The sequence below is a fragment of the Paenibacillus sp. 4624 genome (assembly GCF_050435065.1).
Classification (GTDB): domain Bacteria; phylum Bacillota; class Bacilli; order Paenibacillales; family Paenibacillaceae; genus Paenibacillus; species Paenibacillus amylolyticus_D.
On sequence record NZ_JBNDJR010000002.1, the window covers coordinates 54,739 to 76,920 of the forward strand.

At 45.6% G+C, this 22,182-nt stretch carries 23 protein-coding genes; 18 read left to right on the forward strand and 5 right to left on the reverse strand.

Going from position 1 to position 22,182, the window contains the following annotated elements:
- Positions 1-152: 152 nt before the first annotated feature.
- Positions 153-1,625 (reverse strand): hypothetical protein, encoded by a 1,473-nt coding sequence (locus tag ABIE27_RS04650; protein ID WP_429350004.1) that lies wholly within the window; start codon positions 1,623-1,625, stop codon positions 153-155.
- 338 nt (positions 1,626-1,963) lie between these two features.
- Here ABIE27_RS04650 and ABIE27_RS04655 point away from each other — a divergent pair, with 338 nt between their 5' ends.
- Both ABIE27_RS04655 and ABIE27_RS04660 read left to right on the forward strand, forming a co-directional pair.
- Positions 1,964-2,509: a 50S ribosomal protein L25 gene (locus ABIE27_RS04655; RefSeq protein WP_123063852.1), complete on the forward strand. Its 546-nt coding sequence runs from the start codon at positions 1,964-1,966 to the stop codon at positions 2,507-2,509.
- A 165-nt stretch (positions 2,510-2,674) separates the two neighbouring features.
- A complete protein-coding gene (locus ABIE27_RS04660; protein WP_123063853.1) occupies positions 2,675-3,889 on the forward strand; it encodes a sensor histidine kinase in 1,215 nt (404 codons plus the stop codon).
- Positions 3,890-4,028: 139 nt separating this feature from the next.
- On the opposite strand, the gene ABIE27_RS04665 is transcribed toward ABIE27_RS04660, so the two are convergent.
- The 3 genes from ABIE27_RS04665 to ABIE27_RS04675 all read right to left on the reverse strand — a co-directional run bounded on the left by ABIE27_RS04665 (position 4,029) and on the right by ABIE27_RS04675 (position 7,404).
- Positions 4,029-4,991: an aldo/keto reductase gene (locus tag ABIE27_RS04665; RefSeq protein ID WP_192895083.1), complete on the reverse strand. Its 963-nt coding sequence runs from the start codon at positions 4,989-4,991 to the stop codon at positions 4,029-4,031.
- Between the two features lie 239 nt (positions 4,992-5,230).
- Entirely contained in the window at positions 5,231-6,085 is an 855-nt protein-coding gene (locus ABIE27_RS04670; protein ID WP_429350005.1) for a helix-turn-helix transcriptional regulator, read from the reverse strand.
- A 227-nt stretch (positions 6,086-6,312) separates the two neighbouring features.
- Complete coding sequence (locus ABIE27_RS04675) at positions 6,313-7,404, reverse strand: GntR family transcriptional regulator (protein ID WP_429350006.1); 1,092 nt, start codon at positions 7,402-7,404, stop codon at positions 6,313-6,315.
- A 450-nt stretch (positions 7,405-7,854) separates the two neighbouring features.
- Here ABIE27_RS04675 and ABIE27_RS04680 point away from each other — a divergent pair, with 450 nt between their 5' ends.
- The 6 genes from ABIE27_RS04680 (at position 7,855) to ABIE27_RS04705 (ending at position 15,307) form a co-directional block, all read left to right on the forward strand.
- Complete coding sequence (locus ABIE27_RS04680) at positions 7,855-9,522, forward strand: xylulokinase (RefSeq protein WP_429350007.1); 1,668 nt, start codon at positions 7,855-7,857, stop codon at positions 9,520-9,522.
- Positions 9,523-9,524: 2 nt separating this feature from the next.
- Positions 9,525-10,220: an L-ribulose-5-phosphate 4-epimerase gene (locus ABIE27_RS04685; RefSeq protein WP_090923505.1), complete on the forward strand. Its 696-nt coding sequence runs from the start codon at positions 9,525-9,527 to the stop codon at positions 10,218-10,220.
- A 323-nt stretch (positions 10,221-10,543) separates the two neighbouring features.
- Positions 10,544-11,968: an L-arabinose isomerase gene (gene araA, locus ABIE27_RS04690; RefSeq protein WP_123063856.1), complete on the forward strand. Its 1,425-nt coding sequence runs from the start codon at positions 10,544-10,546 to the stop codon at positions 11,966-11,968.
- A gap of 263 nt (positions 11,969-12,231) precedes the next feature.
- Positions 12,232-13,002, forward strand: a complete 771-nt coding sequence (locus tag ABIE27_RS04695) for an AAC(3) family N-acetyltransferase (RefSeq protein ID WP_429350008.1) — start codon at positions 12,232-12,234, stop codon at positions 13,000-13,002.
- Positions 13,003-13,051: 49 nt separating this feature from the next.
- Entirely contained in the window at positions 13,052-13,231 is a 180-nt protein-coding gene (locus ABIE27_RS04700; protein WP_429350009.1) for a hypothetical protein, read from the forward strand.
- A 375-nt stretch (positions 13,232-13,606) separates the two neighbouring features.
- On the forward strand, positions 13,607-15,307 hold the full coding sequence (locus ABIE27_RS04705) for a histidine kinase N-terminal 7TM domain-containing diguanylate cyclase (protein ID WP_123063859.1): 1,701 nt from the start codon (positions 13,607-13,609) through the stop codon (positions 15,305-15,307).
- Positions 15,308-15,383: 76 nt separating this feature from the next.
- Here ABIE27_RS04705 and ABIE27_RS04710 read toward each other — a convergent pair whose 3' ends face one another.
- On the reverse strand, positions 15,384-15,737 hold the full coding sequence (locus tag ABIE27_RS04710; RefSeq protein ID WP_123063860.1) for a helix-turn-helix domain-containing protein: 354 nt from the start codon (positions 15,735-15,737) through the stop codon (positions 15,384-15,386).
- 163 nt (positions 15,738-15,900) lie between these two features.
- On the opposite strand from ABIE27_RS04710, the gene ABIE27_RS04715 reads away from it, so the two are divergent.
- The 10 genes from ABIE27_RS04715 to ABIE27_RS04760 all read left to right on the forward strand — a co-directional run bounded on the left by ABIE27_RS04715 (position 15,901) and on the right by ABIE27_RS04760 (position 22,127).
- Complete coding sequence (locus tag ABIE27_RS04715; protein WP_240036734.1) at positions 15,901-16,329, forward strand: hypothetical protein; 429 nt, start codon at positions 15,901-15,903, stop codon at positions 16,327-16,329.
- Entirely contained in the window at positions 16,242-16,703 is a 462-nt protein-coding gene (locus ABIE27_RS04720) for a hypothetical protein (protein ID WP_429350010.1), read from the forward strand. Before ABIE27_RS04715 ends, ABIE27_RS04720 begins: the two co-directional genes overlap by 88 nt.
- Positions 16,704-16,894: 191 nt before the next feature.
- On the forward strand, positions 16,895-18,118 hold the full coding sequence (locus ABIE27_RS04725; protein ID WP_429350011.1) for a WXG100 family type VII secretion target: 1,224 nt from the start codon (positions 16,895-16,897) through the stop codon (positions 18,116-18,118).
- 19 nt (positions 18,119-18,137) lie between these two features.
- Positions 18,138-18,437 (forward strand): hypothetical protein, encoded by a 300-nt coding sequence (locus ABIE27_RS04730; RefSeq protein WP_123063862.1) that lies wholly within the window; start codon positions 18,138-18,140, stop codon positions 18,435-18,437.
- Positions 18,438-18,451: 14 nt separating this feature from the next.
- Positions 18,452-19,054 (forward strand): pentapeptide repeat-containing protein, encoded by a 603-nt coding sequence (locus ABIE27_RS04735; protein WP_123063863.1) that lies wholly within the window; start codon positions 18,452-18,454, stop codon positions 19,052-19,054.
- 52 nt (positions 19,055-19,106) lie between these two features.
- Complete coding sequence (locus ABIE27_RS04740) at positions 19,107-19,598, forward strand: hypothetical protein (RefSeq protein ID WP_123063864.1); 492 nt, start codon at positions 19,107-19,109, stop codon at positions 19,596-19,598.
- 8 nt (positions 19,599-19,606) lie between these two features.
- Positions 19,607-20,044, forward strand: coding sequence for a hypothetical protein (locus ABIE27_RS04745; protein ID WP_123063865.1), 438 nt, complete (start codon positions 19,607-19,609; stop codon positions 20,042-20,044).
- An 11-nt stretch (positions 20,045-20,055) separates the two neighbouring features.
- Positions 20,056-20,445 carry a contact-dependent growth inhibition system immunity protein gene (locus ABIE27_RS04750; protein ID WP_240036738.1) on the forward strand — a complete coding sequence of 130 codons (390 nt, stop codon included), beginning with the start codon at positions 20,056-20,058 and terminating at the stop codon, positions 20,443-20,445.
- 75 nt (positions 20,446-20,520) lie between these two features.
- Positions 20,521-20,919: an Imm7 family immunity protein gene (locus ABIE27_RS04755; protein WP_123063867.1), complete on the forward strand. Its 399-nt coding sequence runs from the start codon at positions 20,521-20,523 to the stop codon at positions 20,917-20,919.
- A 44-nt stretch (positions 20,920-20,963) separates the two neighbouring features.
- A complete protein-coding gene (locus ABIE27_RS04760; RefSeq protein WP_123063868.1) occupies positions 20,964-22,127 on the forward strand; it encodes an immunity 26/phosphotriesterase HocA family protein in 1,164 nt (387 codons plus the stop codon).
- The last annotated feature ends 55 nt before the right edge of the window (positions 22,128-22,182 follow it).

Sequence of the window (22,182 nt, forward strand, 5' to 3'; positions counted from 1 at the left end):
ACCCCTATTCTGCAAAAGAATAAATGCTCTAATTTCCATATCAGACATGTCTCTCCTTTTTATCGGAATAATATTCCATATTTTTAATATAAATGGACAAAAAAGAGCAACGAACGGGTGTCTTCCACCGCTCGTTGCTCTCCTTGATTCAATCAGCCGCCATAAATACTGTAGGCGAAGTGATACACAATATCGGTCGTGTTTACACTTGGATGACTCGTTACTCTGGCCACCACAGCACACAGATCATAATAATGGGTAAAGCTTATGGCTCCCGGCAAGTACTGACTGAGGCTACCGGCGGAAGGAGGCAGGGACAACGTTGCCGTGAACTGCCCACTGCTGTTGGTCATGACTTTGGCACTGCGATAACGATTGTTGCTGCTTTCAGACCAGGCATCATTCGCCCAGATGACCTCGACTTCCGCATTAGCAACGGCATAGTTATCGGAAGTAGCCGCAACCCCTGTCACCGTGAAGCTTGATCCGGTGATTCGGTAGTAGCGTCCATATGAGTAGGAGGGGTAATCATTGGGGCCGCCGTTTGAGTTGTAGCCCGTAATGACAATTTTGTCTGCACGTAATACGGGTTGCAAATGCAGTGAATAGTTGGTATCGGAATACGTGTTGGTCGTATAAACCTTCAAATAATAAGTGCCCGTACCTAACGACACATTACCGTTCGTGGTTGGCATCAAGGCCATTCGGTTGTTACTTAAAGCCCCGTACAATTCAGCTTTGTAACCATTCGCCGTTGAAGCCTGATCCAGCGTGATGCGCATCGCATCATAGTTTCTGCTCTCAGGAACGGTGATTTTGTACCAATCCTGATCGATCTCCGAATTCAATGAACGGGTTGCGAGTGTAGAGCCGCCAACAGCAACGGTAAGCGGATAGGCACGCAGCGCATTCTCGTCTGTCTCGAAGGCATCATATGTCGAGCTTGTGGAGACCGTCAGGGTAAACGGCTCGTTGATGCTGGCACCAACCTTGCCGTAGGCTTCAATTAAGTAGGCTTTGGCGCCGGAAGTGATATTTTTCGTGCCTACATTTTCAGATAACGTTCTGGACCCATTCCCGTAATTGTTCAAGTATGTCCCGTAGATGGAGTAATCAATAGGATTCGGATTCACTTCCCCGGTGGACATATCGAATTCATAGAGATATAGATCGTAATCAAGCTGCGCAGATGCGGGGTTATCCATCTGTACTTGCAGAATGTGCCCGGGCTGTACATAGATCGGGTATAAATAGCTGGAGGTACCTTGCTCCTGGATGTAGCCAGTGTATGTAGTGGTCTCAGCTGCGGCCGATGTGTTATCTGTATCCTCCGATTGCGGAGTAATCAGCAGACTTTGTTGCTTATGTGTTTTGGAAGTGGCAGAAGCTTCATTCAGGTTCATGTTTTCCTTGAGCCGATGTTCCTTCAATGGAGAAGAATCCAACTCAGTAGGGGCTTTGGTCAGCTCAGTGACGATCTCTTTTTCCGGCTGTATGACCTGTTCCGTAATGCGTGCATCCGGTAGTTCCTTTCCCTCAATATCACTGTTAGCCGAAGCGCTGAAACTAAAAGCAAATGTAAGAACCAAATTCATGACGATAAGCATGGAGAGTGTCTTTTTCAAAGTAGTAAACTCCTCTCTTATTATAATTATTTGCTACAATTCTATAATATACCAATAATGTAGGTTTGTTAAGTGTTGAATATTACAGTTCTGTGGCTATCCGCTTTATCGACAAACCAAGGTTTCTATGATAGGCTGGAAGCATCCCAAGGGCATTCTACTTTTCCAAGTAGAGTGCCTTGCTGTATATTGTGGGAGTTTACATTTAATGGTTGTAAAATGAAGCCATGTGGAGGTGGTGATGCTATGTTTCTCTCTTTAGCCCCCGTAGGGGAATGTTGGATGATGGAAAGTGAACGTGTACAGAAAATCATAGAATACAGAGGAGCGAACATAGCATGACTACTCATATACAAGCGGAGACCCGCGTCAAATTAAAGCCATCCCGACTTCGGGATTTGCGCCAATCTGGCCGCCTGCCAGGTGTTGTTTTTGGCAGAAATACAGAGAATGAGATGATTCATATCCCGGCAGTACATTTCCAAAAATGGTTGAACCAAGGTGCGTCCGGATTCATCGAACTGCAATTCGAAGAAAAGCCTTCACTTACCGTATTGCTGGAAGATCTGCAGCGTGATCCGGTTACACGAGATTTGATTCACGTCGATTTTCAGCAGGTGCAGAACGATGAGGTGCTACGTACCAAAATTCCGGTCAAGTTCAACGGAACCCCAGCGGATGCGAAGTACGGTGGTGTTGTGCAGATTCAGTTAGCCGCTATTGAAGTGGAGGCGCTGCCTCGTCATTTGCCAACCGTGGTCGAGTTTGATATTAGTGCAATGAAAATTGGTCAAACCCTGCATGTTGAGGATGCCGAGTTCGCACCGGAAGTAACGGTGATCTCGGAGGGCAACGAGTCACTTCTCTCTGTCATTAAACCTTAATGATGTCTTGGTGTTTTAAAAGTGTTTGAAAAGCTGCATGGGCTAAATGTCCATGCAGCTTATTTTGGTAGGGCCCAAAATAAATTATTTCTCATCCATGGAAGGTGATACAGGAAATAAGATACAATACTATATATAGGAATTCACGAACAAGGTGGTGAATATATGAAGGAATTGCATAGTCCAGTGAACCGGAAGACCTATTATGTATCGATGATTTTAATGATCCTTCTAATGGCAGCCGGCTTAGTAGTATCTACCGCAGAACTTCAGGGCATTACCATCGGATATGTCATTCATTTGTTATGTGTGGTGACGATACCTGTATGTCTGCTCATTTACCCCAGATATGAAACGTTTGCATTTCGATTGAGCATTATTTTACTTGGGTTTGTCTATTTCTACACGCTAGCTTTGATCTACCCTCAGACGTGGACGACTTACATTATGATCTGTTTGCTTCCGGCACTCGCGATCTTGTTCTATGACTTCAAGTTGTTTTACATTTCGCTCAGCTTGAATACAGTCATGCTGGTGATTGTGACGACGTATATTCACAAGCAAGATAACGTTTACAAATATATACATATAGATCTAGCTGGCAATCTGATTAACATCATTGCGAGTCAACTGCTCCTGTTTCTCATTTTCTATTTAACCTTTGATCGGATTCGAAAGCAGGAACTATATCTGGAACAGGTACAACAATCTGAACGTCTCAAAATGATTGCACATCTAACGGCAGCGGTTGCGCACGAAATCCGTAATCCGGTAACGGTGGTACGGGGATTCCTGCAGTTGTATCAACAAAATCAGGCCTTCGACGCTGCAGATCGATCCAAGTTTGCGCTGATGATCGATGAGCTGAATACGGTGGAACAAGTAACCTCTCAATTTTTGTCCATTGCGAAACCGAACCGAGAAATATTGGTTGATGAGAAGGTAGATGTGCAAGAGATGCTTGAGGGGGTAGCTAGCTTATTGGGCTCCTACGCCATGTTATCGAATAAACATATCAATATCGAGATTGAAGAGGGCTGCACGATCCTCATGAATGCCGTTGAGTTTAAGCAGGTGATCATTAATCTGATCAAGAACGCTCTCGAAGCCTCGGATACGGGAGCCATGGTTCACGTAACAGCAAGACTTGTGAAGCAGAAGGTGGAGATCAAGATTGTGGATCAGGGGTGCGGGATGACGGAGGAGGAGGTGAAAGCTTTGGGTACGCCGTTTTACTCGCTGAAAACGAATGGTACGGGACTCGGGCTGATGATCTGCTTCAACATCGTGGAGAAGGTTAACGGCACGATCAAATATGTGAGTGAAAAGGGAGTGGGTACGACGGTGATCCTGACGTTTCCGGTAACAGACCGCATCTAAAGGGCACGGAGAGTAGTAGATTCCCTGTTAAGAGGAATAAATAAAAGAAGAGTATGAGATAAGAAGATTTAAAAAGTGAGTTAAGAAAGGCTGCCGAGTGGCAGCCTTTTTCCTGTTCTTACTCTTAGTCAACTCTGATTCAGGAAAACGAAGGGTAACGCTCGCCGGCTGCAAACCCTTTTGGCGAGATGTGTTCGATCTCAGCCAGTTCTTCCGGTGTGATCGTGACCTGCAATGAACCAAGGTTCTCCTGCAACCGATCTAGACGTTTCGTACCAGGTATAGGTACAATTTGCTCCCCTTGCGCTAGCAGCCAGGCTAAAGCCAGCTGAGGCGTAGTGCAGTTTTTTCGTGCGGCAAGCTGCTCAATCAGTCGAACGACTTCCAGATTTTTATTGAAATTATCGCCTTGAAAACGAGGGAAGAAACGGCGGTAATCATCCGCAGGCAGATCATCAAACGTCTGAATCTGTCCAGTCAGGAATCCGCGCCCCAAGGGGCTATAGGGTACAAAACCGATACCCAGTTCATCCAGCACAGGCAGTACCTCATCCTCTATTTCGCGGCTCCATAGCGAGTATTCTGTTTCTACTGCTGTGATGGGATGAATGGCATGTGCCCGCCGGATCTGATCCGCCGTTGCTTCTGAAAGACCAAGGAAGCGGACTTTACCCTCCTGCACAAGTTGAGCCATAGCACCGACGGTCTCTTCAATGGGGATGTCCGGATCAACGCGATGCTGATAGTACAGGTCGATGTAATCTGTGCCCAGTTGAAGCAGGCTGGAATCGATTGATTTTTTGACATACGCTGGGTGTCCGAGTACTTTCATGGTTGGAGATACGATGCCAAATTTAGTCGCCAAAATGGCTTGATCACGACGGCCTTTCAGAGCTCGACCCACCAGTTGCTCGTTACCTCCGAACAGTCCTTGTTGCATGAAATGTTCCCCATATATATCAGCTGTGTCGAAAAAGTTAACTCCTTGATCCAGTGCGCCATGGATCGTGCGTATAGAATCCTCGTTGTCAGGCATCATCATGGTACCCAGTCCCAGCGCGGATACCTCAAGTCCAAGTGAACCTAACTTCCTTTTCACCACTCCATGAGTAAACTCCATCATATTGTCCCTCTTTTCCGCAAATTAGAGAATATAGACCTTTCATTGTTACGCTAAGGTATGATCCTATTTTAATTCGCAGTTACTACCCCAACCACAGCATGCTTATGCTAGTAACGGCAGTACCAGGATGAGGTATTATTTCAGTTGTCTTGTATAGAACTACGGTAGTAAATGAAGTGTAGATCAATCGGTTTGTGAAAGAAGAGGGACAAGCGAGTTTAAGATTCCTGTTCCTTGACTGGAGAATAGATGCACAGATGCAGATCTGGATGGTCGAGGGTGAAGGATAGAGATTTAATATCGTATACATTTACTTGATCCTGGCCTGGAGGTTGGTAGAACACGCGCGTAACCCGCTTTGCCTCTACTCGGTGCAACTCCCATAACGATGCAAATTCAGGGCTTTCTTTGGAAAGATCTTCTACAAACCGGGGGAACCACGGATCATGTGCATATTTATCATAAGAGGTGCGGAATATGGCAACGGAATGTGCCGCCATCTCCTCCCAATTGATGATGCGAGCGCGCATTTCAGGATCTGTAAACAGGCTGGACATCATATTGCGTTGCGCTGGAGTACGTGAAGTGTAGTCCAACAGGTATTTGTCGACAGATATGTTCCAGGCAAGCAGCTCGGCACGATCATTCGTGATGAACGCCGGAAATGCCATCTGATTTACAATATCCCGCCAAGGTTGAGAGAGTTCCGAGGTAATTGGCGGCGCCATCTCAGGTTCATTGCCATTCCATAGGCCGAGCAGATGGGTGTGCTCGTCGGGAGACAACTGGAGTGCCCGACCGATACTCTCGATAACTTCTCGGGAAACGGCTACCTCTCGCCCCTGTTCCAGAAACGTATAATAGGTTGCGCTAACCCCTGCCAGTATGGCAACCTCTTCTCGGCGCAACCCAGGTGTTCGGCGTTGCCCATGAGTCTTGGCGAATCCTGCTTGCTCTGGTTGAAGCCGTGCGCGTCGTGATTTCAGATAATCTCCCAAGGTTTTGGCACGCATGCTGTTCAAGTCCACAGGTGACAGATGGGCTGGTTGTGATAGGCCGTTCATATCAACCATGACGAAATCACCTCCTGAGTTTTTTTATCCTAAATTGTATTGCTTGTGATAAACGTAAATCTTTACGGAACTTACCGTATCCGTACGATATATGTTACTCCGTGTTCCATCTATTATATCACTACTGTATCCATTGCTACTGGCTCACGGCGTTTTCTGTGTTTACAGAATAAAGTAAGCATAAGGGCTAGAATGTGAGAAAAATATGAGTGAGAGCATGGGGATGTTTATTCAATCTCCATCTCCTTCACAGTCTCGCCTTCCACCAGCTCAGGCTGATAGTAGGTTTGATTGGGGAGGTCTTTCTTCCCCTGCAGCTTGCGGATGACCCAATCGGCAGCGTCACGTCCCATCTGCTCTTGAGGATGCGTGAGTGTGGCGAGTCTGATGTTTGCATTTTTGGCGATATAGGAATTGTCCTGACCAATAATGGACAACTCATCCGGGATTGAAATGCCGAGCTGGCGGCAAGCATGCACTACCTCCAATCCAACTTCGTCGTTGTAACAAACAATTGCGGTGAGTGCATCCCTATTTTCTTGCAGATAGGCTGTCACGTTCGCAGACAGATCAGCCTTTGATGCAGTGTCAAACGAGAGCACATGCTCGGGATGGAACCTCAGTTTTGCTTCTCCTAGTGCCTTGATGTATCCCTTCATCCGGTACTTGCCCTGTAGATCATCCATTTTGGCAATGATCCCAATCTGGGTATGGCCTTTGGAGATTAATTCCTTAGTCGCCAGATAACTGGACTGCACATCATCCAGACAGAAGAAAGGCACTTCTAATTCCTCATAAAACGCATTGATCATTGCAAACGGCACATCCTGCTCCTTAAAGGACAGATAGTACGCAATATTTGGGTTGTACAGATTGCTTTTCGTCGGTTCAACAATCAGACCATCTACGCCGTAAGAGAGCATCATCTCAAGTGCCTTTTTCTCTTGTGCCACATCATTATTTGTACTGGCGAGCAGCAACGAGTAGTTGTCCTCATTCAGACGACGTTCGATACCGCGAATAATGGATGGGAAAATATAATCCGAGATATAGGTGGTGATGACCCCAATCGTCTTTTTGGAAGTGTTACCACCTGCTCGCGATCGGTACAGATTGCTGACATAGGTGCCCGAACCTTTTTCGCTGCGTAAAAATCCCTCGTTGGATAATTCCAAAATGGCCTTACGAACGGTCTGACGGCTCACGTTATAACTCTCCTGCAAGGCCGATTCGGTGGGAATCTGCTCGCCGATGCTGTACGTTCCCGACAGGATATGGCTCTTTATATCATCAATAATGACTTGGTATTTAGGTTTCAATTCGTCCACTTCTTTCGTTGTAACTTCTATATAAATTGAATTATAGGTTCTTGCAATGTACTTCGGTGACAGAATAACCTTGTATTAATATTATTTCGATCAATAAGTTATTCAATCATCGCTTAAGTTGTACGTACATATTCTAGCATGAATCGCTTTAGTTTCAAGATAAACCGTACATTTCTCGGAATGATACGTACAACTGGCAATCTATTTGTCGAATTGAACCCTACATATATACTAGGAAAATGAATAAAAATTCGTTGGTATTATTGGATTTTTGGCAAAATAGTTCTTTGTGAGTATAACTTTGATATCTCATTGACAAATGTACGTACAAAAAATATACTAAGGCTGTCAGAACAGGAAAGCGCATTCTTGGAATGCTGGAATAGAATTATAGCCATAAGCGGAAGTGGAGCTGCACTAATTGTGCGTGCACCTGAATAGATGCCATTCCTCGGACGTAGATGGCAACGAGAGAGGGGAAATGCGGAAGTGACGAGTCATGTGGATGTGAAAGAAGCTATTGCCAAGGGCGCAACCTCACTAGGGATTGAGCTTGGATCAACACGCATTAAAGCAGTATTGATTGATGAGCATTTTGAGACGATTGCCTCCGGCAGTTATGAATGGGAGAACCTGCTGAAAGACGGCTATTGGACGTACAATCAGGAGGATATCATCACGGGTTTGCAGATAGCTTACCGCGAGTTGAAGCAGGATGTGCAGCAGAAGTATGGTGTACCGCTGACGACCGTAGGTTCAATCGGCTTCTCGGCAATGATGCATGGATACATCGCGCTGGATCAAGCGGGGGAAATGCTCGTACCGTTCCGTACGTGGCGTAACTCAACGACGGGTGCGGCTGCACGCGAGCTGACAGAACTGTTGCAATTCAACATCCCTGAACGCTGGAGCATTGCCCATCTGTATCAGGCAATTCTGAACGGAGAGCAGCATGTGCCTCAGATTGATTACCTGACCACATTGGCGGGTTACATCCACTGGTTGCTGACAGGGAATAAAGCGATTGGGATCGGTGATGCATCAGGTATGTTCCCGATTGACGAGACAACGCATAATTATCATCCGGCAATGATCAACCAGTTCAATGAGCACATCACTGGCAAAGGTTACCCGTGGAAGGTTGAGGATTTGCTTCCTAAAGTGTACCTCGCAGGAGAACATGCAGGTGCATTGACGGAAGCCGGAGCGAAGCTGCTTGACCCGTCAGGAGAGCTGGCAGCGGGCATTCCACTGTGCGCACCTGAAGGTGATGCAGGAACTGGTATGGTGGCCACAAACAGTGTGCGCAAACGGACGGGGAATATCTCGGTGGGCACGTCGGTCTTTGCGATGATCGTTCTGGAGAAAGAATTGTCCAGCGTGTATCCTGAGATTGATATGGTGACTACGCCAGATGGAAGTCCAGTCGGCATGGTACATGCGAACAACTGCTCCAGTGATCTGAACGCATGGATCGGATTGTTCCGCGAGTTTGCTCAAGCGATGGGCATCGAGGCCGATTCCGGCAAGTTGTTCAGCGTATTGTTTAACAAGGCACTTGAAGCCGACCCGGATGGGGGCGGACTGCTCAGCTACGGGTACTACTCCGGTGAAAATATTACAGGACTGGAGCACGGACGTCCGTTGTTCGTGCGCTCTCCAGAAAGCAAGTTTAATCTGGCGAATTTCATGCGCACGCATCTGTTCAGTGCCTTCGGCGCGCTCAAGCTGGGCATGGATATTCTAACCGAGAAGGAGCAGGTAGCCATCGACAGCATTTTGGCACATGGCGGTCTGTTTAAGACACCTGTGGTGGGACAGCGGATCGTGGCAGCGGCGATGAATGTTCCGGTATCCGTAATGTCTACAGCTGGTGAAGGCGGCGCGTGGGGGATGGCTCTGTTGGCTTCGTACCTGATTAATCAGGGTGAGCAAGAAACGCTGGATGTTTTCCTGGAGCAAAAGGTGTTCAAGGATGTAGAAGGGGTCGAAGTGGCACCGGAAGCCGCCGATGTGAAGGGATTTGAAGCATTTATTGAACGCTACCGGAGCGGACTTGCCATTGAGCACGCCGCTGTAGAGCATCTGGTAGAGAACGGAGGAAACTAAACATGTTGGAGCAGTTAAAACAAGAGGTATTCGAGGCCAATCTGGAGCTGCCGAAGCACGGACTGGTGAAGTTCACTTGGGGTAATGTCAGCGCGATCGATCGGGAAAGCGGTCTGTTCGTCATTAAACCAAGCGGGGTCGATTACGAAAAAATGAAAGCCAGCGACATGGTTGTCGTCGATCTCGACGGTAACGTGGTAGAAGGGGAGATGAGACCTTCCTCGGACACCGCTACGCATGCGGTTCTATACAAACACTACAAGGAAATTGGCGGCATCGTGCACACGCACTCCACATGGGCAACCATCTGGGCGCAAGCAGGCCTGGACGTGCCTGTCATGGGAACGACTCACGCCGATACGTTCTACGGAGCCGTGCCATGTGCACGTTTCCTGAACCAGGATGAGATTGATCGCGGATACGAAGCGGAGACAGGCCGTGTAATCATTGAAACGTTCGAACAACGTGGGCTGGATGTGATGGCGATTCCGGCAGTCCTTCTGCATGGACACGCACCGTTTACATGGGGCAAAGACGCCAAGTCGGCTGTGGTGAACAGCGTTGTGCTGGAGGAAGTGTGCAAAATGAACCTGTACGCGCGCCAGCTGAACAACTTTGCCAAAGAACTTCCGCAAGGCATTCTGGATAAACACTACCTGCGCAAACACGGCAAGGACGCATACTACGGCCAGAAATAATTCTTAATCTTATCGACGAAAGATGGGTACTGCAATCGCAGTGACCCGGTGTAACTACTTTGCTCAACCCGAAGTTGAATAAGCCTTTTTACACCACTAACGAAGAATGCAGAACCAATCTGTAGAAGCGGAGCTAAAAGCTTTCGGCACGAAAGCTACATCGGAAGGATATGCTTGGCGTTTATCATCGGATTTCCCCCCTTAAGAGGGGAAGGAGAAGAAATCCGAGGATAACCAGCGATCGGAAGATGGTACTGCAATCGGAGTGTCCAGGTGTAAACCCATCTTATCCAACTATAAACTAATGAAATGAGGATGATTCCATGTCAGCAACAGCAGCAAAAGAATTTTGGTTCGTTGTCGGTTCACAACATTTGTACGGTGAAGAAGCACTCGGTGAAGTTAAAGCAAACGCACAGAAAATTACGGATGCCCTGAACGCTAGCGGCGTACTTCCTTACCCGCTTGTACTGCAAGATCTGGCTGTAACCGCAGACAAAATCACCAGCATCATGAAAGAAGTGAACTACCGCGACGAAGTAGCGGGTGTAATCACTTGGATGCATACGTTCTCTCCAGCAAAAATGTGGATTCGCGGTACAAAATTGCTGCAAAAGCCACTTCTTCACCTCGCAACGCAATATAATGAGAGCATTCCATGGGCAACCATCGACATGGACTTCATGAACCTGAACCAAGCGGCACACGGTGACCGTGAGTACGGCTTCATCAATGCTCGTCTGAGAAAACAAAATAAAATTGTTGTGGGTTACTGGGAGCGTCCGGAAGTGCAACAGCAGGTTGCGGACTGGATGGACGTAGCGGTGGCGTACAACGAGAGCTTTAACATCAAAGTTGCTCGTTTCGGCGATAACATGCGTAACGTAGGAGTAACCGAAGGTGATAAAGTCGAGGCTCAAATCCAGTTTGGCTGGACAGTAGACTACTACGGCATTGGCGACCTTGTAGAGTACGTGAACGCAGTAACTGAGCAAGAGATTGATGAATTAATCACACAATATGCGGATCTGTATGAATTCGATTATGGTACCAACAGCAAAGAAGCATGGGAAGCTAGTGTACGTGTGCAAGCAAGCTATGAAATTGCGATCAAAAAGTTCCTGGATAACGGTGGTTACACGGCCTTCACAACGAACTTTGAAGACCTGCACGGCATGAAGCAACTCCCGGGTCTGGCAGTACAACGTCTGATGGCTCAAGGCTACGGATTTGCGGGTGAAGGCGATTGGAAAACAGCCGCACTGGATCGTTTGCTCAAAATTATGGCTCACAACGAAAACACAGGCTTCATGGAAGATTACACGTATGAGATGGCATCTGGCCAAGAAGCCATTCTGCAATCGCACATGCTTGAGGTTGATCCGACACTGGCGAGCACTAAACCAAGAATCATCGTATCTCCACTGGGGATTGGCGATCGTGAAGACCCCGCTCGTCTCGTATTTGACGGCAAAGCTGGCGAAGGTGTCGTCGTATCCATGGCCGACTTCGGTACGCACTATAAATTGCTGATCAACGAAGTGTCTGCCTTCGAACCAACGGTTCCGGCACCAAATCTGCCAGTAGCACGTGTACTGTGGACAGTAAAACCAAACTTCCAGGACGGAGTTAAAGCTTGGATTGAGAACGGTGGCGGACACCACACGGTGGTATCACTGAACCTGACTACAGATCAGATCATCACGTATGCGAAGCTGGTGAACTTGGAATACGTGGTAATTAAATAGTCATACTCACTCACAACATGGAATCATCATTTTATAGTTCATTGATTATTAACGTAATTCCAACTGCAACCAATGAATCTCAGTTGTACTCTGTTCATGTCTGAAGTATGATCAGAGTATCAGAGATCAAGTTTATAAGCATATTCAACGTTAAAGTGAGCATCTGCTTGCCGTATAAAAGTGTAATTACAGAGGCCGAGAACATATCTCGGCTCTTTGTTTTATTTTTCGATACATCATTCGATCCCAAGGAGGTTACCAAGATGACACATACATACGACAGTCTTATCGCGCAGCTAGAGGAATTAGGCATAGATCGTCACGGCACCTTGCTGATGCATTCTTCCATGAAGAGTATGGGGGAAGTAGAAGGCGGGGCAGATACCGTGCTGGATGCGCTGATTGAATATATGAAGGATGGATTGCTCGTTTTGCCTACGCATACGTGGTCTACCATTAACAAAAGCAATCCATTGTTCCACGTGGAAACGTCTTCCTGTTGTGTGGGCATTCTCCCGGAATTGTTCCGCAAACGTCCTAACGTTGTCCGTTCCTGGCATCCTACACACTCTGTAGCAGCATTAGGTAAGGACGCACGGGCGTTCACACAGGACGATCATCTCTTTGATACGCCATGTGCACGTGGTTCTGCATGGGGCAAGCTACTTGATCACAAAGCGACAATCCTGCTGGTGGGGGTGGACTTGAAGCGAAACACGTTTATTCATGGGATCGAGGAATGGGTGGATATTCCAGGCAGAATGACCGATGGACATGAGATGCTCTATACCGTTTTGCCAGATGGAACTAAAATTTCCGTGCCTTCACGCAGACATTGCGGATTATCTTGGTCAGAGCATTTCTGGAAGGTCGATGAGGTGCTGGTTCAAGCAGGTGCGATGCACAAAGGCAGCTTCGGGGATGCCGTCACAAGTGTCTGTGATGCCGCGAGAACAACCGAGGTGCTTACGGAGATGTTGAAGGAAAACCCGGATCTATTTTCGGACAATGAGCCGTTGGCAGATGTGAAATAAGTGGAGTTGAAGCGTTGATATCAGGTACGAAAAGGGAGTCTGATTTTTTATGGAAAGCAAGCGGTCTTCTAATCAATTGGATGGAAACCACCGACTAGCTGAGGCGAGAAACGAGCTTCAACTTCGTTTAATCGTTGCGGAGAAGCAGACTGTCGTTAAAGAACCTTTAATGGATCATGAGCAAGTTATGGACAGATTAAAAAGAAACATAGAAGCCGAACGGAAGTAAGGAAGTTCCCAGTAGGGAAGTTTTCTATTCAATAAAATAGATCACTTATCCCGTTACGGGCTGGATGACGCTCAGTTGAAAGCTGGGCGTTTTTTGACGTGGAGTCTTCAAAAAAACGTTCACAAAAATGCAAAAAATGATTGCGATTTCAATCAGAGGTTGGTCGGAATTCCAGTGAATGGGCTACTCAGCGTATCAGGGGTGTGGTACGATATGGGTAATTTAACCAGCGTAAAATCAAAGCATCGCAGATGTTGTATCTCATCATAGTTTTAGAATGTTCAGAAGCAAAATCAAAGTTCAACGTTTGGTAACGTATCAGAGTTATCCCTGATAACCATGGAATCAGTGTCACATCCAAGAAGGAGAAGATTCGTGAACCCATTAGTGTGGTATGATCTTTCGTTATTCGTGCTATTGTTTGGTGTGGGCGTGTATGTGTTTGCTACCGTTAGAATTACGAATTTACATAAGGTGTATTTTTTGTTTCACGGTTTGATGATGATGTGGCCTTTCTGTCAATTTGCGAGTACACTCACGGATGATCCGGGCCTGCAATTATTCTATGTTTTGCTGTCCTTTGTAGCGGTCTCGCTGCTGGGGAGTGGGTGGCTGCTGCTGACGCTATTTATTACGGGTTATGCGGAACGACTCAGCCAAAGGCGGCTGGTGTTGCTGTTTGTACCCGCTGTGATCGGAGCGATTGGGGTTGTTGCGAACCCTTGGCATGATTTTGTCATGCCTCTGGAGGGCGGTTATATCGAGCGTGCCTACGGCCCGTGGTTCTGGGTAGTCATGTTCATATTGGTGAGCTACTTCGTTACTTCTCTCGTCATTATGTTTCGTGCGGTATTTTCCTCCAAGACACCAGCCATGATTCAAAAACAGGTCAAAATCACCCTTTGGGGTATTTTTGTGCTGGCCATGTTCGCAACGCTGGATGCGGTCCTCAATGTGCTACTGAGCCGCTGGTTGCCGATTATTCCGGGCCTGACCTCTCTGGGAATCTTCGTGTCGGACTTGTTCTTCGTATATGTGATCAAAAGGTACAACGTGTTCAACCTGGTCTCCATCGCCCATGAGGACGTCATTAATACGATCCCGTATGGCATTCTGGTGCTGGATGAGAACGAAGTGATTGTGGAGGTGAACAAAGCCTCTCGTTTTTTCATAGAACAACATGTAGGGGATATCTGGGACATGGAGGGATTTCTCGCCGGTGTTTCAGTGGAGGGTGATGCTCGGACGTTTCTGAATAAGTATCTTTTGAAAAAAATGGAGCTGTGCCAGATCGAAGTGGTCGTAGAGAAAGACGGCCAGCTCTGCCACTATATTCTGCAATCTTCTCCGATTGTAGACTCGGCGCTTGCACCGCTAGGGCACCTGCTGACGTTCCAGGATGTCTCGCAGGAGCGCTTCTATGCCAAGGCGATGAACCAGCAGAATAAGATACTGCATGAGCGTAATGAGGCGCTGGATCTGATCCGTCAGGAGTTGTCCGAGGCCAATCGGAAGCTTGAAGAATTGGTGCTGACGGATAGTCTGACGCACTGTTATAACCGTCGTTACCTGACGCAACATCTGAATCATGAAGTACTCACGAACCTGCAATATAAAATGCCGTTTTCCCTCATGCTGCTCGATATCGACCACTTCAAAGCCATCAATGACCACTATGGTCATGTTGTTGGGGACGAAGTGCTGGTGCGCACAGCGGAGGCACTTCGGCAGTCTGTGCGCAGTACTGACATTTTGACCCGCTATGGTGGAGAGGAATTTATGATCTACCTGCCGCATACGGAGCATGATCTAGCGATTGATATGGCGGAGCGTGTAAGACAGACCGTGGAGTCCAACCGTATTGCATTGAATTATGGGTTGGGGGAAATAGCAATTACAATTAGCGTCGGTATTCTATCGATTGATGATTTTGCGTATGAGGATGAAGATGTGCCGGAGGATGGCGAGCGCTATTTAATTCAGCTATTTGATGCAGTGGACAAGGCACTGTATCAGGCGAAGCAAAAAGGCCGGAACCGGGTGGAGTATGGGGTGTTGGCGCGGGGCGTGGTGTGAGAAGGGTAATGTGTAAAAAAGAGTGGAGACAATGGCTCCACTCTTGGAAAGAATATGTATGATATACGTGCACAAATTAACGTTCATCTGAGCGTTTTTTTGCATTTTCAATGGAGATCAAAATTTCCTTGTTAATTCTGGTTAAAGATTCGATTTGTTCCGCATGTTGACCGCTAACTAAAGTCATATGTTCATTCAAGGCTCTTTTGTAGGAAGAGTCTTCTTCAAATTTAAAGATTTCCTCGGCAGGAACCTGAAAGCCATTCATGATCTTCTCGAGCGTCTCCAAGGAAATGTTGCGATCTCCTCGTTCAACTCCGCCAATATAACTATAATGAAGACCCGCGGCTTCAGCCAGTTGCTCCTGAGTCCAGCCTTTGGCCTTTCTTAATTCACGAATTCGATTACCAACAGCTTCTGGTAAACTCATTTGATCACCTCTACTTAAGGTTAGAAGAGGATATAAAGTCATGACAGACTAACGGATGTGAAATTAAATGAGTTATAATAGTACTTATTAGTACATTTTATATTGATCTTCTTTTTATTTATCTATACAATAATTTCAGAATAGCTAAAGGAGGCTTCCTTTTTTGCGATCATCTATCCTGAAATCCCTCAAACCGGACATTATCGTTGAGATGCTCGATATGGCTGTGGCTTTTGAAAATTGGAACAAGGTGCTGGAGACGGCGGGTGTGTTGTACCAGTGCGCGCAGTGTATATATGAAGAACGAGTGGAGTGTCAGGAGAAAGGTGGGTCCAAACTTTATACTCATACGGAACGTCCATTGGTTTATTACATGGGATGGAGTCATATGATGCGAGGTATGGCTTATCAGAAGCAGGGCAGATCGATCAGGCGCGAGCTTGTATCCGGCAGTATGCAACATTGGGGTGTATGGAAGGAATGGATGAGGCAGAGCTACAAGTTGTGCAGGAGTTCAAACGTAAAGCTGAAATCCATCGCTATGCACTTGAGATTGAAGCCGGGCAGGTTGAGTTGCTGGAAGGGTACGTGAACCTGTTGCTAGAGTATCCGGAGGAACGTCTGTCAGGGTTGAAGGTGATCACAGAGGCCGCGGTGCGGCATGGGTGGCGGATTGATTTAATCATACAGATGATTGAGGAGAAGGTTGATGGGTCAGGAGTGGATATGGATTCGTTAAACAACGATGATATGTACTATTATTGTTACCAAAGGGCTTTATATGAACAGTGGATGGGAAGGCCGCAGGAGGCGGTGGAGTTTATTTTGAAGGCGATGTGTGTAGCGGACAGACTGGGGATGGAAAGGCATATTATCAAGTGTACAGCGGTTTTGGAATCATTGCGGGAAATGGCGACGGAGGAGCAGATTGAGCGGTATCGGATGTTTTTAACAGGGATAAAATAGGGAGTCGTTGCGTTTACTGAAAATGGTAGGATGTGCTTGGATGTGGGTATATGCATATAGGACTATAGCACCGATGAGTGGTATATCAGATGTCGGGTTATAGGTAAATTCAGGATGTTAGCCGGATGGTTTTACATATTACACTTCTGCTAACATAGGATAATCCTATTTCAAATGAGCGGAGAAAGCGTATGAGTACAATCAAAGTGACCCCTGAACAATTACATCACGTATCGAATCAAGTGGATCAGGCGAGACAACAGTTGGAGCATATCCAGGATAACCTTTCAAGGCAGATCATGTTTCTTCAGGCCGTATGGCTGGGTGTGACGCAGGAGCGTTTTTATGGTGATTTTGCACGGTCACGTCCTGTATTACAGAAAGCACTGGAGAGCATGTTGTATACTTCGAAAGAATTAACGGATATTGCTACGAGGTTTGAGCAGGCAGATGCCGAGAAGGGCAGTCTGGGTGGTGTTATTGGTGCTGTGCGTGCGGTATCGATGGTGAAGAGCTCGGGGAGTGATGCGGGTTCGGAGGATAAAGGCTACCGGATGGCACAAGTGAATATGTACGGCAGGCTGATGTGGATGCCAGTGAACGAGAATGGTGTTCCAGATCAAGCTTCTTTGCAGGCGTATCAGAAGGATCAAGGACATGTGGATATCAATCGGATGCAAGCAGGTCATGCAGAAGATCCGGGGGAAGATCTTGATGCCTTGCAGATTGAAGCCTTTGAAAATGGAGTTCATCCCTTCACAGGCGAGCCAGTGAATGATCGATATGCACAGATGATGGTAACTTCTCTGAAGTTCAGTCAGATTTTTATGGCTTTTCAGATGGTTCGCGGAAGTATGCCTGGGCGCAAAGGCCCGTTTCGCTTGCCTTCTTCTCATCCGGCGGTGGCGAAGTTGAAGAAGAATTTGGAGGATCATAAGGCTAGGAAAGAGAACAAGTCTGATGCAAGATCAACTGGGGGAAATAGTGTAGATTTAAAAGTAAGTCCGAAAGTAATAGAACATTCTTCTAAAGGTGACTTCACTGTTAACCCGAAGAATGGAAAGATATCTAAGATGAGAGGTGGAGGACATGGACAGTCCAATATTGATTTTCTTAGAACTAACGGATTTGAATATAATATTGAAAAAACATATCCTAATGGCGTAAGAGTAGGTAATGTGCCTGAGCATAAAACTCCAGCAAAAAGAGAAGGGAGTAATCAGGCTTGGTTTCCAAAAAACTGGTCAGAGTCAGATATTGTTGAGGCAGGAAAGAGTGTCGTAGATATACCACAAAATGCATCTAAGCCAGATGGTGTAGTTATTTATGGTGAATACAAAGGTGTTAGAGTAGGAGTTATAAAGACGAATGGAGAGATTGGAACTATCTTTCCTGATGCTGAAAAACAACCATAATCATAGGAGGAATTTATAGATGTTCAAAGAAGCCAAGGAAGTAATACGGAAAAGAGCAGATCTTCATATGAATGATCCCGCAATAGAGCATTACAGAGAGGAATTAATTAATCTCTTAAGTCAAAATGAAAACGAAACAATCGCATTTCTAAAAAAGTGTAGTAAAGAAGAAATTCTTTGGATCAGTGAGGTGTTCGAAGAAATTTCTTATAATCTTCAAAGTGTTGAATATATTAACACGCTCAAGGATATTAACAAAAAATACCCCGAATTAAAATTGACTAATGTTATTAACACAGCTGTTTCTTACATGGATTAGAGGACGAGGGACGGATGAGAAACGATATGTATAACAGATTCGAACTTCATACAAAATGGGTTGATACTAGCGGTCAAGAAGGTGAGCAACTTCGATTGCAGGATGTTGATTTTCGAGAATTTGATATTTCTAATATTTATTTAGAACAGTCATTTATAGCTAGTTGTACTTTTGAGGGTCTGAGTCTTAACAATATAGATTTTCATGCCTCTGTTTTAAGTTCGTCATTATATAAAAATAGCAACTTGATCCATTGTGATTTTTACAAATCAGACTTGTCATATGCAGAATTCTCCAACTCTAATTTGGATACAGTTCGATTTTCAAGAGGAGATCTATGGGAAACACTATTTAATAATGCGACAATTAAAAACTGTAATTTCTCAACCTGCAACCTCTCTTTAACTGATTTTAGCTATGCTTCATTAACAGATGTAGACATAAGTGAAGCGAGGCTTGAAGGGGTTTTGTTTTATGGAGTAACGCTAAGAAACATCAAAGGAATAGAAGAGGCCAATTTCCACAGTATTAATATTGGCTCAGCCGATAAACCTCAAATTCTCAAAGGGCAGGAAGCAAGGGACTGGCTTCGCATGAAGGCCGAAGAAAGAAAGTAATCTATCAGGTTTTAAATTTCTCTGGAATCATGAAAAGAGGCAATAAAATAACATGGGAACAACAGCTTTTTTTCTAACGGAGCGTGAAAAGTATTCACCAGAGAAGTTTTTATCTGACACTATAATTGCTGTGTTTCAATCAGATCATAGGCTAATTTTTGATAATCATAAAAATATTGAAAATGGGAGATTTTCTTCAACAACCTTGAATGTTCTAAGTCATTCGTACAATAGTGGAGAGAATAACCACCAATTTATTCTATATGTAAAGGCAAAAGAAAATAAAAGTGTTTTATTTCATGATTATGAGGATCTAAATCTAGACCCTAAACAGGATCTCATTCGGGTAGGTACAATAGAAGAGGTATTTGGTGCAGAAGAGGTAATTTTTCAATTTGTTTATGAATATTTGAAGCTTAACCAATCGGACTACTTTTGGGTAGCAGATTACGATTGGGTCTACACTTGGGAAGATATTAATAAACTACACTCCATGTCCTATGATTCCGACTGGTGTTACAAAAATCCTAAGATGATGGGATAAGAAACGAAATGTACAAAGAACTTGATAATCTTTTATCCGCCGAGACAACAGTTGATTCCTGGTACGATGACGGTTGTGTTATAGCGATAGAAATTCTGGGGGATTTTAATCCAGATGATTGGGACTTTTTATCTAGAGCAGCATGGAGCAAACCCCTCAACTGGCAGAAGAAGCTTGCGTACTGCTTGGATAGTACTCAACAGATACATGGATTTGAATTATTGATATCTTTACTGACTGTTGGGGATAGAGAGTTATTTGAAATATGTATAGACACACTAAGGAGCTACACATCTCCTGAGTATAAACAAAGATTAATACATGAACCTCTGTTACTAGAGCGTGTGGCTACTGCACTGTCTGGGGCAGGTATTGCGGAACGAAGGGTACTGGAGGATTTTCTCAGAGGCTTATTAATCTCACCGGATTCGGAGGGGTACACCTGAGTAAACGGATTATGGACATTTACTGTATAGATTATGATAGCCAGATGGACAACGGTAATCCTGTGGCTTTGGAGCAGTGGTACGGTAGGCTGCTTAACAAAAAAGTAGATGATCTAAACTTAGAAGATGTAAGCCGAATGCTGGGTCAGCGTGTGTTTTTGGAACTGGGCATAGAAAAGGCGATGGAAATTTTGTCCGAGGATCCTCTTGCTGGGGAGATGTATGACGGTCATTTGCTAGAGCTCTTGTATGGTATCGAACTGGATGAATTTCAGAATTTGGAACAGTTGGAAATATTGATCCAGCATATTCATGCTAGTCTTTCACAATTCGGATGGACTCATCAAGAGGAAAAAGAAGAGTACGCTGACTTAGTGCAACGGTTTATAGCAAAATTTTGAGAAGAGATTACTATCTGGGCTGTCAGAAATAAGGTCAGTATTTTTACATCAGACAAACCCCGAGGGGATGAAAAAATGTACGAATACCATGGATGGGCAACGATAAGAGAAAGCGCGTCGTTTGAAGAAGATGAGGATCAATATGATGAAGCTATTCAGGAGTTACAGAAGTACATTGAGAAGTTGAATTGGCCTTCAAGTGTACTAGATCTGAGGGCTGTTAATGGTGACTATCAGCTTTGGATTGCTGGCCTTGATAACCACAAACCTGAAACCAAATACAATCCGATTGAAGTGTTCAGAAAAGCAGGTGAAATAGCTCCGGGTTCCTACGGCATTCTTTACGTAAGAGATAGTGATGATACGGCATCATCTAATCAGTTCAAGGTGTATACGTTAATACGAGGTGAGATTGCAGAGCAAGAAGATCCATTTCTTTCCCCTTTTGTGCCTAAATTAGAGGATGAGTGCTAATAAAAAGACAGGGCAGTATTACTTTTGGAAAGGAGAGTTTGCTTGTGGATGCATGGCTGAGCAATGAGAACCGCGCATATGTTGGTCTGGAGCCTGTTGAATCGCACTGGGATAGGGTAGACATCAAGAAGGGCTACTATGTTTATTTTGATGGAGACGTTATTCGTAAACGAATATCGAGCCTGCCGGAGAGTTATGTGGAAGAGGACGTGTATATTGAGGTGCGAGATCGGCAATTTGTTGTGCCTAAGACGAGCAGAGGCAAGGAGAAAAATTTGACCTACACAACGGTATCCGGCTTCAAGGCAGAAGGTGTTACGTTCTCCGCCGGAATCAGTCCGTATGATGGCAAGAGTTACGTTACAGCTTATAATAAACGTAACAGCGTGAGTCTACCGATTTCGGACTGTTCCCACATGACATCCAAAGCAGAGATCATCTCCTGGCTGGAGCATTTTCCGGGCACCGTGCCGGATGACTATGGCCGCAAGCTGGATCGATTAAAAAATATGCCAAACCAACGTTATCAGGCGGTGCCAGGTGATATTTTCAGAGTAGAGCTGGATCTGCATACCGATGGGTATGTGCTTGTGATTGGCAACCTTCGTCAGATGGAAAAGGATCATTTATTTTCCGAGCAAAGCATCTGGAGATCGGTCATGACCATGCCGCTGTTTGTGAGGCCCTTCTTATGGAAGACAACGGAGCGTTCCCCTTCGCTAGAGGACATTTTGGCGGCCCCGATGTCGGAGACAACGAGGATTGTGATGGATGACTTCTTTTTTCGTGGAGGATATGAGTTTGTGTATCATAAACCATTGGAGGAAGAGGATATCCTGTTTCCTATAGGGTACGGACCGACAACCAGCGTTACGAATGAGCGTGTAGTCCGTTTGAGTTGGGGCTTGGGCACGTTACATAAACCTGAGGAGCAAACGCCATTTAGGCTGGAACGGAATTTCATGAATCACGGAGCCTGCTCGGGTCTGACCACCGAATGCTTTGGCCCGCCATCTGAGCGTATGCATGAGAAGGACCTGGCCCATCCGCAGTATGCGAAGGAGCGTAAACAGGCGTTGGCGGAATTCGGATTATCGGAGGACATTACATATGATGAATTTTGCCAGAAGACGGGGGCTATGACGCGCTTGCAGTATATCGATTATGTAAAAAGAAAGTATCGCATCCCTACAGATGGAGAGAATTAATCCTGCGCATCTCATATAAAAAACATCCCAAATCCGCTCTCATTCGAGAGACGGA

What these genes read in the sequence shown, in the direction of transcription:
- ABIE27_RS04655 (WP_123063852.1), top strand. Translation starts at nt 1,964, where the DNA reads ATGACTACTCATATACAAGCGGAGACCCGCGTCAAATTAAAGCCATCC.
- ABIE27_RS04660 (WP_123063853.1), top strand. Translation starts at nt 2,675, where the DNA reads ATGAAGGAATTGCATAGTCCAGTGAACCGGAAGACCTATTATGTATCG.
- ABIE27_RS04670 (WP_429350005.1), bottom strand. Translation starts at nt 6,085, where the DNA reads ATGGTTGATATGAACGGCCTATCACAACCAGCCCATCTGTCACCTGTG.
- ABIE27_RS04680 (WP_429350007.1), top strand. Translation starts at nt 7,855, where the DNA reads ATGCCATTCCTCGGACGTAGATGGCAACGAGAGAGGGGAAATGCGGAA.
- ABIE27_RS04685 (WP_090923505.1), top strand. Translation starts at nt 9,525, where the DNA reads ATGTTGGAGCAGTTAAAACAAGAGGTATTCGAGGCCAATCTGGAGCTG.
- araA (WP_123063856.1), top strand. Translation starts at nt 10,544, where the DNA reads ATGTCAGCAACAGCAGCAAAAGAATTTTGGTTCGTTGTCGGTTCACAA.
- ABIE27_RS04695 (WP_429350008.1), top strand. Translation starts at nt 12,232, where the DNA reads ATGACACATACATACGACAGTCTTATCGCGCAGCTAGAGGAATTAGGC.
- ABIE27_RS04700 (WP_429350009.1), top strand. Translation starts at nt 13,052, where the DNA reads ATGGAAAGCAAGCGGTCTTCTAATCAATTGGATGGAAACCACCGACTA.
- ABIE27_RS04710 (WP_123063860.1), bottom strand. Translation starts at nt 15,737, where the DNA reads ATGAGTTTACCAGAAGCTGTTGGTAATCGAATTCGTGAATTAAGAAAG.
- ABIE27_RS04725 (WP_429350011.1), top strand. Translation starts at nt 16,895, where the DNA reads ATGAGTACAATCAAAGTGACCCCTGAACAATTACATCACGTATCGAAT.
- ABIE27_RS04730 (WP_123063862.1), top strand. Translation starts at nt 18,138, where the DNA reads ATGTTCAAAGAAGCCAAGGAAGTAATACGGAAAAGAGCAGATCTTCAT.
- ABIE27_RS04735 (WP_123063863.1), top strand. Translation starts at nt 18,452, where the DNA reads ATGAGAAACGATATGTATAACAGATTCGAACTTCATACAAAATGGGTT.
- ABIE27_RS04740 (WP_123063864.1), top strand. Translation starts at nt 19,107, where the DNA reads ATGGGAACAACAGCTTTTTTTCTAACGGAGCGTGAAAAGTATTCACCA.
- ABIE27_RS04745 (WP_123063865.1), top strand. Translation starts at nt 19,607, where the DNA reads ATGTACAAAGAACTTGATAATCTTTTATCCGCCGAGACAACAGTTGAT.
- ABIE27_RS04750 (WP_240036738.1), top strand. Translation starts at nt 20,056, where the DNA reads ATGGACATTTACTGTATAGATTATGATAGCCAGATGGACAACGGTAAT.
- ABIE27_RS04755 (WP_123063867.1), top strand. Translation starts at nt 20,521, where the DNA reads ATGTACGAATACCATGGATGGGCAACGATAAGAGAAAGCGCGTCGTTT.